At 69.6% G+C, this 12,116-nt stretch carries 13 protein-coding genes; 6 read left to right on the plus strand and 7 right to left on the minus strand.

Annotated features, from left to right (window positions below):
• Positions 1-5 precede the first annotated feature (5 nt).
• A complete protein-coding gene (locus WIX39_RS23230; protein ID WP_106937353.1) occupies positions 6-959 on the minus strand; it encodes a LysR family transcriptional regulator in 954 nt (317 codons plus the stop codon).
• Positions 960-1,047: 88 nt separating this feature from the next.
• On the opposite strand from WIX39_RS23230, the gene add reads away from it, so the two are divergent.
• Together add and WIX39_RS23240 are read left to right on the plus strand one after the other, a co-directional pair.
• Positions 1,048-2,139, plus strand: coding sequence for an adenosine deaminase (add, locus tag WIX39_RS23235; RefSeq protein ID WP_409195943.1), 1,092 nt, complete (start codon positions 1,048-1,050; stop codon positions 2,137-2,139).
• 8 nt (positions 2,140-2,147) lie between these two features.
• A complete protein-coding gene (locus WIX39_RS23240; RefSeq protein ID WP_409195944.1) occupies positions 2,148-3,125 on the plus strand; it encodes a Bug family tripartite tricarboxylate transporter substrate binding protein in 978 nt (325 codons plus the stop codon).
• A 27-nt stretch (positions 3,126-3,152) separates the two neighbouring features.
• On the opposite strand, the gene WIX39_RS23245 is transcribed toward WIX39_RS23240, so the two are convergent.
• Positions 3,153-3,605 (minus strand): CBS domain-containing protein, encoded by a 453-nt coding sequence (locus tag WIX39_RS23245; RefSeq protein ID WP_081270267.1) that lies wholly within the window; start codon positions 3,603-3,605, stop codon positions 3,153-3,155.
• A gap of 175 nt (positions 3,606-3,780) precedes the next feature.
• Here WIX39_RS23245 and WIX39_RS23250 point away from each other — a divergent pair, with 175 nt between their 5' ends.
• Positions 3,781-5,091, plus strand: coding sequence for an O-acetylhomoserine aminocarboxypropyltransferase (locus tag WIX39_RS23250; RefSeq protein WP_081270266.1), 1,311 nt, complete (start codon positions 3,781-3,783; stop codon positions 5,089-5,091).
• Between the two features lies 1 nt (position 5,092).
• The gene (locus WIX39_RS23255; protein WP_409195945.1) at positions 5,093-5,911 is read left to right on the plus strand and encodes an alpha/beta fold hydrolase; all 819 of its coding nucleotides are present in this window, start codon (positions 5,093-5,095) and stop codon (positions 5,909-5,911) included.
• An 18-nt stretch (positions 5,912-5,929) separates the two neighbouring features.
• Here the strand turns inward: WIX39_RS23255 and WIX39_RS23260 are convergent, their stop codons facing one another.
• The 3 genes from WIX39_RS23260 to WIX39_RS23270 form a co-directional block, all read right to left on the minus strand.
• On the minus strand, positions 5,930-6,961 hold the full coding sequence (locus WIX39_RS23260) for a Bug family tripartite tricarboxylate transporter substrate binding protein (RefSeq protein WP_409195946.1): 1,032 nt from the start codon (positions 6,959-6,961) through the stop codon (positions 5,930-5,932).
• A 136-nt stretch (positions 6,962-7,097) separates the two neighbouring features.
• Positions 7,098-8,087 carry a Bug family tripartite tricarboxylate transporter substrate binding protein gene (locus WIX39_RS23265; protein ID WP_409195947.1) on the minus strand — a complete coding sequence of 330 codons (990 nt, stop codon included), beginning with the start codon at positions 8,085-8,087 and terminating at the stop codon, positions 7,098-7,100.
• A gap of 8 nt (positions 8,088-8,095) precedes the next feature.
• Positions 8,096-9,526 (minus strand): M20 family metallopeptidase, encoded by a 1,431-nt coding sequence (locus tag WIX39_RS23270; RefSeq protein ID WP_409195948.1) that lies wholly within the window; start codon positions 9,524-9,526, stop codon positions 8,096-8,098.
• A 116-nt stretch (positions 9,527-9,642) separates the two neighbouring features.
• On the opposite strand from WIX39_RS23270, the gene WIX39_RS23275 reads away from it, so the two are divergent.
• Positions 9,643-10,593, plus strand: a complete 951-nt coding sequence (locus WIX39_RS23275; RefSeq protein WP_409195949.1) for a LysR family transcriptional regulator — start codon at positions 9,643-9,645, stop codon at positions 10,591-10,593.
• Positions 10,594-10,599: 6 nt separating this feature from the next.
• Here the strand turns inward: WIX39_RS23275 and WIX39_RS23280 are convergent, their stop codons facing one another.
• Complete coding sequence (locus WIX39_RS23280) at positions 10,600-11,262, minus strand: NAD-dependent epimerase/dehydratase family protein (protein WP_409195950.1); 663 nt, start codon at positions 11,260-11,262, stop codon at positions 10,600-10,602.
• A gap of 14 nt (positions 11,263-11,276) precedes the next feature.
• Positions 11,277-11,660, minus strand: coding sequence for a thioredoxin family protein (locus WIX39_RS23285; protein ID WP_409195951.1), 384 nt, complete (start codon positions 11,658-11,660; stop codon positions 11,277-11,279).
• A gap of 114 nt (positions 11,661-11,774) precedes the next feature.
• On the opposite strand from WIX39_RS23285, the gene WIX39_RS23290 reads away from it, so the two are divergent.
• Positions 11,775-12,113, plus strand: a complete 339-nt coding sequence (locus tag WIX39_RS23290) for an Mpo1-like protein (RefSeq protein ID WP_081270259.1) — start codon at positions 11,775-11,777, stop codon at positions 12,111-12,113.
• Positions 12,114-12,116: the final 3 nt, after the last annotated feature.

Here is a 12,116-nt window from a genome sequence, read left to right on the forward strand (position 1 = left end):
AGCGCTCAGCGCCGCGCGCGCTGCGCCTTGCTCACGCGCCGCACCGTGGCCTCGCCGGCCTGCGGAAGCCTGTCGCGCAGGAACGCGATCAGCTCCTGCGCCACCACGTTGCGCATCGGCCCCGGCAGGTAGGCCAGCACCACGCGGCGTTCGACGCGCGGCTTCAGCAGCGGCACCACGGCCAGTTCGGGGTCGCGCAGCGAAGAGGTGTACAGGCGCGGCATCAGCCCCAGCGCCTGCCCGCTGCGCACCAGCGCATAGAGCGTTTCCGAATAGCTCACGCGGTAGGGCTCCGCGCCTTGCGCGAACTGCGCGCGCGCCGGGTTGCCCAGCGCGGGCATGCTGCCGCTCTCGAACAGCACCAGCCGTTCCTTGCCGATGGCCTCCCAGTTCGCGTCGCCGGCGGCCGCCAGCGCATGGTCGCGCCGCACCACCAGCACCAGCGGGTCGCGGAACAGGTCGATGCAGGTCAGCCCGCCCGGTGGCTCGGTGATGGCGGCCACCGCCATGTCGATCTGCCCGCTGCGCAGCTCGGCCAGCAGCGTGTTCGACGGCGCGTCGCGCCAGGCCAACTCCACCTCGCGCTGGCCGCTGCCCAGAAACTCGCTGGCCGCGGCCGCCACGCGCGCACTGGCCGAGGGAATGACGCCCACGCGCACGAAGGCCCGGCCGCGCTGCACCGTGCTTTCGATGTCGCGCAGCGCCACGTCGAAGGTGTTGACCAGGAAGTCGGTGCGCGCCAGCACCTCGGCGCCCACGGGCGAGAGTTCCAGCCGGTGGGTGGAGCGGGTCAGCAGCTCCGCGCCCAGCAGTTTTTCCATCTGCTTGATGGCGTTGCTCAGGGCCGGCTGCGTGATGGAAAGCCGCCTGGCAGCGCGGCCGAACTGGCCTTCTTCCACCAGCACCGAGAAGAACTGCAGCTGGCGCAGCGTGAGCGCACGCAGGGGCAAGGCGGCCATGGACGCATCCTCGGTTATTGATTCAGTGAATCAAATTATAGAAATTCAAAATTTTCCTTATGAGGAGGCAATTACTAGACTGGTCAGCATGACCAGCCCCACCCCTGCTCCCTTCACGCTGGAATCGATGCTGCGGGCCATGCCCAAGGCCGAGCTGCACTGCCACCTGTTCGGCACGGTGCGCCACGAGACCTTCAAGCAGCTCAACCTGCGTGCCGGCGCGCCGCTGGCGGCCGACGAGATCGAGGGCTTCTACACGCGCGGCGAAAAGCCGGTCGGCGTGCTGCGGGTGCTGCGCGCGCTCGACGCCCAGCTGGTTCGCGGCCCCGGCGACCTCTACCAGCTCACGCTCGAATACCTGCAGGACGCGGCCTCGCACAACGTGCGCTATGCGGAGTTCTTCTGGAACCCCACCGGCACGGTGCATGAATCGGGCATTGCCTATCCGATGGCGCAGGCGGCCATCGTGCGCGCCATCCACGACGCGCAGCAGGATTTCGGCATCACCGGCCGGCTCATCGCCGCCATCGACCGCGAAGCCAGCCCGCAGGCCGCGGTGGAAATGGTGGAGTGGGTCAAGGCGCACCGCTGCGACGAGGTGATCGGCATCGGCATCGACTACCGCGAGAACGACCGGCCGCCCGAGCTGTTCACCCAGGCCTATGCCGACGCCAGGAAGGCCGGCCTCAAGACCACCGCGCACGCGGGCGAGTTCGGCATGCCCTGGACCAACGTGCGCACCGCGCTCGACGTGCTGCAGGTCGACCGCATCGACCACGGCTACACGGTGGTCGACCAGCCCGACTACGCGCGCCAGTGCGCAGAGCGCGGCGTGATCTTCACCGTGGTGCCCACCAATTCGTACTACCTGCGCACGCTGCCGCCGGAGCGCTGGGCGCTGGACCATCCGATCCGCAGGATGCCGGGCCTGGGCCTGCGCATCCACCCCAACACCGACGACCCGACGCTGCACAAGGTCACGCCCACGCAGGCCTGGCTGATGATGGTGCGCGACTTCGGCTTCGGCCTGGACGACCTGCGCGGCTTCATGCACAACGGCCTGGACGGTGCGTGGATCGACGACACGCAGCGCCGCGAATGGCGCACGCAATGGGGCGACGCGTTCGACACGCTGCGCGCCCGCCTCGACACCGAACCCGCCCCCACCCCCCTCGAATGACCCACGCCATGAACACTCCCCGCCGCCTGCTTCTCACCGCCGCGCTTTTCGCCGCCCTGCCCACCGCGGCGCTCGCGCAGGCCTGGCCCACGGCCAAGCCCATCACGCTGATCGTTCCCTACACCGCCGGCGGCAGCGTGGACGTGAATGCGCGCCTCGTCGCGCAGCGCCTCGGCGAGCGGCTCAAGCAGTCGGTCGTCATCGAGAACGTGAGCGGTGCGGGCGGCGCCATCGGCGTGGCCAAGGCGGTGAACGCCGCGCCCGACGGCTACACGCTGGTGGTGGGGCCCGACAGCGCCATCGCCATCGGCAAGCTGGTGAACCCGACCGCCTTCCGCTTCGATCCGCTGAAAGACCTGGCGCCGGTCGGCCTGCTCAACACCGCGCCGATGGTGCTGGTGGCGCGGCCCGGCCTGGAGGCCCAGACTTTTTCCGACTTCGTGAAGCTCGCGAAGGCCAAGCCCGGCAAGTACAACTACGCGACCTCGGGCGTGGGCACGGTGCTGCAACTGGCCATGGAACTGCTGAAGGAGCGCAGCGGCATCTTCGTCACCCACGTGCCCTACCGCGGCGGCGCGCAGATTGCCACCGACGTGATCGGCGACCAGGTCGACCTGGCCATGCTGGTGAGCACCAGCGCCATACCGCACGTGAACGGCAAGCGCCTGAAGGCCCTCGGCATCACCAGCACCAGGCGGCTGCCCACGCTGCCCAATGTGCCTACCTTCGACGAGATGCCCGGCCTCAAGGGCTTCGACATGGTGAGCTGGACCGGCATCTTCGCGCCCGCGAAAACGCCTCCGGCGGTGGTCGCGCAGATCAACCAGGAACTCAATGCGGTGCTGCAGGAAGAAGGCGTGCGCTCCAAGCTGATGGAGCAAGGGGCGCTGCCGGGAAGCGGCACGCCGGAGTCGTTCGGCAAGTTCGTGCAGGCGGAATACGCGCGCAATCAGAAGATCGTGCAGACCGCCAACATAAAGGAATAGGGCTCGCCTCCAACGTGGAGGCAGCGCTCAGCCGGTCTTTTCGTCTTCCGCGGGCCAGTCGCGGATGTAGGCCTTGAGCATCTTGTTCTCGAAGTTCTGGCTGTCCACCACGGCCTTGGCCACGTCGTAGAAGCTGATCACGCCCATCAGCATGCGCTTGTCCATGACGGGCATATAGCGCGCGTGGCGCTCCAGCATGATGCGGCGGATTTCGTCGAGGTCGGTTTCCAGGGTGCAGGTGACGGGGGCGTCGTCCATGGCCTTGCGGACCAGCGTGGTGCCGACCTGGCCGCCGTTGTTGACGATGGCGACGATCACTTCCCGGAAGGTGAGCATGCCGACCAGGTCGCCGTGCTCCATGACCACCAGCGAACCGATGTCCTTTTCCGCCATGGTGTTGGCGGCGTCTGCCAGCGGATCGTCTGGCGTGATGGTGAAGAGCGTGTTGCCCTTGACGCGAAGGATGTCGCTGACTTTCATCGTGTGCTCCTCTCGGGACTCAATCTCGGCTATCTCTGGTGTATCTGGGCGGGCCTGCCGTTTTTGAATATAGCCCACAATCGACGCCGACCTGAGCGCCCTTGTCGCGGACGCATGAATTGCAGACGTAACGGGGCATTGCCAGGAGACAACGCTCAGACACAGAAAGGCCTTCATGCCCGGTTATTCCGACCCCGGTTTCGACACCCTCGCGCTGCACGCCGGCGCCTCGCCCGACCCCGCCACCGGCGCGCGGGCCGTGCCAATCCACCTCACCACCTCCTTCGTCTTCGAGTCGAGCGATCACGCCGCCGCGCTGTTCAACCTGGAGCGCGCCGGCCACGTCTATTCGCGCATCAGCAACCCGACCAACGCGGTGCTGGAGCAGCGCGTGTCGGCGCTCGAAGGCGGCATCGGCGCCATCGCCACCGCCAGCGGACAGGCCGCGCTGCACCTGTCGGTGGCCACGCTGATGGGCGCGGGCTCGCACATCGTGGCCAGCACGGCGCTGTACGGCGGCTCGCAGAACCTGCTGCACTACACGATGCGCCGCTTCGGCATCGAGACCACCTTCGTCAAGCCCGGCGACCTGGACGGCTGGCGCAACGCCGTGCGGCCCGAGACCAAGCTGTTCTTCGGCGAAACCGTGGGCAACCCCGGGCTCGACGTGCTCGACATTCCCGCAGTGAGCGACATCGCCCACGAAGCCGGCGTGCCGCTGCTGGTCGACTCCACGCTCACCTCGCCCTACCTCATCAAGCCCTTCGACTGGGGCGCCGACCTGGTCTACCACTCGGCCACCAAGTTCCTGTCGGGCCACGGCACCGTGATCGGCGGGGTGGTGGTCGACGGCGGCAGCTTCGACTGGGAGAAGTCGGGCAAGTTCGCCGAGCTCACGCAGGCCTACGACGGCTTCCACAACATGGTGTTCAGCGAGGAAAGCACCGTCGGCGCCTTCCTGCTGCGCGCGCGCCGCGAAGGCCTGCGCGACTTCGGCGCCTCGATGAGCCCGCACACGGCCTGGCTCATCCTGCAGGGCATCGAGACGCTGCCGCTGCGCATGGAGCGCCACATCGACAACACGCAGAAGGTGGTCGAGTTCCTGGCCGCGCACCCGTTCGTGTCGCGCGTGGGACACCCGCTGATCGAGTCGCACCCTAGCCACGCGCTCGCGCAGAAGCTGCTGCGCCACGGCGCGCGCGGCGCCGGCGCGGTGTTCAGCTTCGACATCAAGGGCAGCCGTGCGCAGGGCAAGGCCTTCATCGAAGCGCTCAAGCTGTTCAGCCACCTCGCCAACGTGGGCGACTGCCGCAGCCTGGTGATCCACCCGGCCAGCACCACCCACTTCCGCATGACCGACGAGGCACTGGCCGGCGCGGGCATATCGCAAGGCACGATCCGCCTGTCGATCGGCCTGGAAGACGCTGCCGACCTGATCGACGACCTCAAGCGCGCGCTGAAGGCGGCGGAAAAGGCGGGTGCCTGACATGAACTACATCGTCAACGGCCACGGCACATACTGCTACACCGGCGGCAAGCCGCTCGATCCGGCCAGGCCCACGGCCGTGTTCATCCATGGCGTGCTGAACGACCACAGCGTGTGGATCCTGCAGACCCGCTGGTTCGCCAACCACGGCTGGAACGTGCTGGCGGTCGACTTGCCCGGACATTGCAAGAGCGAAGGCCCGCCGCCCGCCAGCGTGGAAGAGGCGGCGCAGTTCGTCATCGCGCTGCTCGACGCGGCGGGCGTGGAGAAAGCCGCGCTGGTCGGCCACAGCTTCGGCTCACTCATTGCGCTGGAGACCGCTGCGCGCGCGCCCGGGCGCGTGTCGCACCTGGCGATGGTGGGCACGGCCTACCCGATGACGGTGTCGCCCGCGCTGCTCGACGGCGCGCTCAACGACCCGCAACGCGCCATCGCCATGGTCAACACCTTCTCGCATGCGCTGCTGGCGCCGCCGCCCTCCTCGCTCGGCCCGGGCACGTGGCTCTACGGCAGCTCGCGCGCGCTGATGCGCCGCGTGCTCGCGAGCAACCGCGACGCCAACGTGTTCCACATCGGCTTCAAGGCCTGCAACGACTACGCCAACGGCGAAGCGGCCATGGAAAAGGTGCAGTGCCCGGTGCTGTTCCTGCTCGGCGACGCCGACCAGATGACGCCGCCGCGTGCCACCAAGGCGCTGGTGGGCAAGGCCCGCAGCGGCAAGGTGGTGACGGTGCACGCCGGCCACGCGCTGATGAGCGAGGCGCCGGACGCGGTGCTGTTCGCGTTGCGCGACTTCCTGAACGCGGCGCCTGCCGCCTGAAGCCGCCGCGCTGGCGGCTCAGTCCAGCGAGATGCCCGCGCGGTCGGCCTGCACGCGGTAGCGCGATATCTCGCTCTCGGCCTCCTTGCGGAAGGCCTCCGGGCCGACCGTCACGGGGTCCATGCCCTGTGCGCGCAGGTTCGCCTGCAAGGCAGCGTCGTCCATGGCCCGCGTGACCGCCCGGGAAAGCGCGTCGAGCACCGGCGCCGGCGTGCGCGCCGGGGCGGCCAGCCCGAACCAGGCTTCGAACGTGGCATCGGGCAAGCCCTGCTCCGCCAGGGTGCGCACCCCGGGCAACGCACCGGACCGGCCGGCGCCGAACACGGCCAGCGCATGCAACCGGCCCGCATTCACGAGCGGCGCCACAGCGCCCGCCACCTCGATGCCCAGGTCCACTTCGCCGGCGCTCAGGGCCACGGCAAGCTGGCCCGTGTTGCGGTAGGGCACGGCCTGCAGCCGGATGCCCGCTGCGGCGGCGAGCATCTCGCCCGCCAGGTGCGGGCCCGACCCCGGGCCGAAGGTGCCGTAGCGAATGCGCCCCGGGTGCGCCTTGGCCGCCGCGATCAGCTCGGGCAGCGAATGCCAGGGCGTGTCCTTGCCCCCCACGAGCGCGAGCGAACTGCGCGCGACGATAGCAATGGGCGCCAAGTCGCGCGCCGGGTCGTAAGGCAGCTTCTTGCGCAACGCCGGGTTGATGCTGAAGCTGGTCGATCCCGACAGCAGCAGCGTGTGGCCGTCAGGCACCGAGCGCACGACGTACTGGGTGCCGATGACGGTGGCTGCGCCCGGCCTGTTGTCGATGAACACCGGCTGGCCCAGTTGCTGGGACAGCGGCCGCGCGAGGACACGGGCCACGATGTCGCTGCCGCCGCCGGCCGTGAACGGCACCACCATGCGGACCGGCCTTTGCGGCCAGTCGCCCTTCGCAGCCGTTTGCGCATGGGCGCCCGACACCGCGGCCAGGCACAGCAGAACGCCCTGCCCCCAGCGCCGGAGGACGAGCAGGGCATGAAGAAGAACGCCGAGGATGCGGGACGAAAGCTGGGTCATGGAATCCGCGCCGGGCCGGGCGAGCGGCCCGGCCGGTTGCCGCACGGGCAACGAACAGATTTCCAGTTTGCCCCATGCCATCCATTCGTGCAGCCCGAGGGGCCGAATTCGCGCACCTGTCCTACCTGCCCGGCATCTACTCGGCGGCGATGCCCGCCCGGTGCGCCAGCGCGCGGTAGCGCGAAATCTCGCCCTCCATCTGCGCGCGGAAGGCGGCCGAGCCGATGGCCACCGGCTCCATGCCCTGCGCGCGCAGCTGCGCCTGCAGCGAGGCATTGGCCATGGTGGCCGTGACCGCGCGGGCCAGCTTGTCGATCACCGGGGCCGGGGTGCGCGCCGGCGCGGCAAAGCCGTACCAGGCGTCGAAGGTGGCATCGGGCAGGCCCTGCTCGGCGAGCGTGCGCACCTCCGGCAGCATGCTGGAGCGCGTGGCCCCCACGATGCCCAGCGCACGCAGCTTGCCCGAGCGCACATGCGGCGCCACCGCCGCCACGGTGTCGATGCCCACTTCTATTTCGCCGCCGATCACGGCCATCGAACTCTGGCTGCTGCCCTTGTACGGAATGTCCTGCAGCTGGATGCCGGCGGCCAGCGCGAAGAGTTCGCCCGCCAGGTGCGGGCCCGAGCCCGAGCCGAAGGTGGCATAGCGGATGCTCTTCGGCCTGGCCTTGGCGGCCGCGATGAGCTCCGGCACCGAATGCCACGGCGTGCCCTTGCCCACCACCAGCACCAGCGGCGTGCGCGCGACGATGGCGACGGGCGCCAGGTCGCGCACCGGGTCGTACGGCAGCTTTGCGCGCAGCGCCGGGTTCACGCTGTAGCTGGTCGAGCCCGAGAGCAGCAGCGTGTAGCCGTCGGGCGCGGCCTTGGCGACGGCGTCGGTGCCGATGATGGTGGAGGCACCGGGCCGGTTGTCGACGACGATGGGCTGCCCGAGGCGCTCCGACAGGGTCTGCCCCATCGCGCGCGCCACGAGGTCGGTGCCGCCGCCCGGCGGAAAGGGCACGACGAGCTTGATGGGGCGCTCGGGCCAGGCGTCCTGGGCGAACGCGGGCGCATGGGGGCCCAGCACGGCGGAAGCGGAAAGCAGCAGCCCGAAGCGGCGGCGTGAAATGGCGAGGTTCATGGTGCGAGTCAGGAGGAGGAAGAAGAAACGGATGCCGGCAGCCGCCCGGCGGCCCACGGCGCGAGCCCCGGCTCGCCCAGGTCCCAGTACAGGCCGGCCATGATCTGCAGGCCTTCGCGCGCCAGCGGCGCGAGCAGGTGCTCGTTGGGTGCGTGCTGCGCGCAGGCGGGGTACGAATGCGGCACCCACAGCGTCGGCAGGCCCAGCAGGTCGGCGAACACATCGTTGGGCAGCGAGCCCGCGAGGTTGGGCAGCAGGTCCAGGCGATGCCCGCTGCTGCGCTCGATGGACTGCCGGGCCCAGCCGACCCACGGGTTTTCAACGTCGAGCCGCGTGGCCGCGCCGGTCAGCGTGATCGCCACCTCGACCTGCTCGAAACCATGCGCATCGAGGTGCGCGCGCACGATCTGCCGCAGGTCCTGCCAGGGCGTGCCGACCACGAAGCGCAACTGGCAATGCGCCACGGCCTCGGAAGGAATCGCGTTGACCGGCCGCACGGCGGAGCCGGCGCCGAGCGCCAGCACCTCGATGGTGTTCCAGGCCACCAGCCGCTCGGCCGGGCTCAGGCCGGGCTCGCCCCAGCCTTCGTCGACGGCGGGGTCGTCCGTGCCGCCGCCGATGGCGATGTCGGCGAGCGCATCGCGCACCGCTTGCGAGACAGGCGGCGGGCGCAGGGCCTCGACCAGGATGCGGCCACGCGCATCCACCAGCGAAGCCACCGCATGGCTGAGCACCGTGCCCGGGTTGACCAGCACGCCGCCCCAGTTGCCCGAGTGGTAGCCGCGCGGCCGGGCGCGCAGCCGCAGGCTGAAGTTGACCGCACCGCGCGAACCCAGGAACAGCGTGGGCCGCAGGGCGCTCACGCGCGGGCCGTCGCTGGCAATGAAGAGGTCGGCGCGCAGCTTGTCGCGCTCCTGCGCGCACACCGCGTGCAGGCCGGGCGAAGCGGCCTCCTCGCCCATCTCGACGAGCCAGGTCACGTTGTAGCCCAGGCGCCCGCCGCGCGCCTGCAGCGCAGCGGCGAGGCCGCCCAGGTTGATGCTGTGCTGGCCCTTGTTGTCGGCCGTGCCGCGGCCGTACCAGCGCTCGCCGCGCACCGTGAGCGCCCACGGCGCGAGGCCCTCTTCCCAATTCGCGTCCTGCCCGCTGACCACGTCGCCGTGGCCGTAGGTCATGACCGTGGGCAGGGACGCGTCCTCGATGCGGCGCGCGATGAGAAAAGGCCCCCCGCCGGGCACCGGGTTGGCGACGACCTCGCAGGCGAAGCCGAGCGCCGCGAGCGGCGGAATCATCTCTTCGCGCAGGTAGGCCTCGAGCGCGGGCGTGGCGGCGCCGGTGTCGCTTTCGGTGCGAAAGGCGACGCGGCGCTGGAGGTCGGCGAAGAAGCCGCCGCCGTCGAAATAGGCTGTGGCAGCGGCCAGGCTGTCGGTGCGTTGCATGAAGGGTGTCCTTGTCCTTGCGTGGGATGGAGCAAGTACAAGGCCTGAAGGCCGATGCTTCCAGCATCGTTTTGGCAAGCTACCATTGCCTTCAAGGCAATACCTATCCTGCGCACATGACCCTTCCGTTTCTCAGCATCCCGATGCGGCACTTCCTCGAAGTGGCGCGCAGCGGTTCGGTCAACCAGGCGGCGGCGCGGCTCTACGTTGCGTCTTCAGCGGTGAGCCGGCAGATCGCCAAGCTCGAAGACAGCCTGGGCACGCCGCTGTTCGAGCGGCATGCGCGCGGCATGGCGCTCACCGCGGCAGGCGAGCGGCTGGCGGCGCACCTGCGCAATGCGCAGCTCGACATCGAACAGGTGGTCGAGCAGGTGCGCGACCTCGGCGGCCAGGGGGCGCGGCGCATCCGCATGGCGTGCACCGAGGGCTTCGCTGGGCACTTCATGCCGCTGGTGATGCGCAGCTTCGAGCAGGCGCACCCGGGCTGCCAGCTCGAGCTGCACGTGGGCTCGCCCGATGGCGTGAGCGCGCTGCTGGCGCGCGGCGAGACCGACATCGCCGTCAAATACGTGGTGGCGCCGGAACCCGGCCTGGCGATCGCGCACACGGCCACCGCGCCGGTGTACGCAGTGCTGCGGCCCGACCATCCCCTGGCACGGCAGCGCGTGGTGTCGGTGGCCGACGCGGTGCGCTACCCGCTGGCGGTGGGCGACAAGGGCGTCACCGCGCGCCAGCTGTTCGACCAGGCATGCAGCCTGCAGGGGCTGCGCTACCACGCGATCTTCGTGAGCAATTTCTCGTCGGTGCTGCTGCCGCTGCTGCGCACGCCCGACGTGATGCTGTCGGGCCACCTCACGGTGATGCACCTGATCGACGCGGGCACCGTGGTGGCGCGGCCGTTCGCGGAAGCGCCGCTGCAGCAGCGGCAGTTGCAGGTGCTGGCGCTCGAAGGCCGCACCTTGCCGCCGCTGGCGCAGGAATTCGTCGGGCACCTGGTGGCTGCGATCGCCAGCGCGGGCCGGCGCAAGCTCGGGCGGGCACGCGCGGGCGCCGCCAGGCCGGCCTGAGAAGGCTCAGCCCAGCGCGTTGATGTCGGCCGGGTCGAGCACCACCTTGGGCGCGCCGTTGCGCGCCACCGCGAGCATCGCGCGGCCGACCTTCTCGGTGGTCGTCACCCGGTTCGGCCAGAGCCGGTAGGCCAGGCCAAGCACCGGGCCGAGCACGCGGATGGCGCCGTCGTAGAGCGGCGTCTTCGAGCGCACGCCGTGCATCGGCTGGATCATGCCGGGGCGGAACATGTAGGCCGCCTTGAACGGCAGGCGCAGCAAGGCGTTCTCGGTCGCGCCCTTCACGCGGGCCCACATGCTGCTGCCGCGCTCGCTGCTGTCGGTGCCAGCGCCGGTCACGTAGGTGAAGGTCATGCCGGGGTTCAGCCTGGCGAGCACGGTGGCGGCAGCCAGCGTCAGGTCGTAGGTGATGCGCTTGTACTCCGGCTCCTTCATGCCGACCGACGACACGCCCAGGCAGAAGAAGCAGGTATCGAAGCCCTGCAGCTGCGGCTCGATGGCGCTGTAGTCGTACATGTCCTTGTGCACCAGGTCGCGCAGCTTCGGGTGCTGCTGCCCGGTGGCGCTGCGGCCCACTGCCACCACGCTTTCGACGTCGGGCGCAAGCAGGCACTCGCGCAGCACGCCCTGCCCCACCATGCCGGTGGCGCCGAAGATCAGGATTTTCATGGGCAGGGTTCCGCTCAGACCGTGAAGACGGCGGGCTTCTTGTTCAGCACCGCGAGCAGCAGGTCGACGTCCAGGCTCGAGGGCTTGGGCGGCTGCAACGCGGAGAGCATGCGCGAGAGCGTCTCGGCATGCGGCAGCAGCGGGCCGAGGAAGCGGGTGCCATCTGCGCCGGCCACCAGCAGGGTCGGGAAGGTCTCGACGTCGAAGGCATCGGCGATGTCGGCGTGGTCTTCGATGTCGACCCACGCAAAGCGGAACTCCGGGTGCGCCCGCGCCACCTGCTGGAGCAGCGGCCGGTAGTCGCGGCAGGTGCCGCACCATTCGGCGCACAGGCACACGACCCACGGCGCATCGCTGGCGGGCTCGGCGGATTCTGGGGTGCTTGGAAGGGCGCTCAAGGCTGATGCGTCGAAGGTGTGATCGGAAGGCCGGGGTGGTGCGGCCGGAAGGTCGTGGCTATTATGGACAAAGCCCTCCCTTACCGGGTTTCAGGGTCACAGGAGACTCGCACGATGAACACCACGACTGCCACGGGATCTGCCGTCGATCCGCGCCAATTCAAGAGCTTCGCGCAGTTCTACCCCTTCTACCTGACCGAGCACGCCAACCTCACCTGCCGCCGGCTGCACTTCGCTGGCTCGACGATCTCGCTGCTGTGCCTGGTGGCGCTGGTGGTCACGCTCAACCCGCTGTGGCTGCTGGCCGGGCTGGTGGCGGGCTACGGCTTCGCATGGGTCGGGCACTTCGGCTTCGAGAAGAACAAACCTGCCTCGTTCAAGCGGCCGCTCTATTCGTTCATGGGCGACTGGGCGATGTACCGCGACATCTGGCTGGGCCGGGTAAAGATCTAGCTC

The organism is Variovorax sp. AB1(2024) (assembly GCF_037482385.2).
In the GTDB taxonomy this organism is placed as follows: Bacteria; Pseudomonadota; Gammaproteobacteria; order Burkholderiales; family Burkholderiaceae_C; genus Variovorax.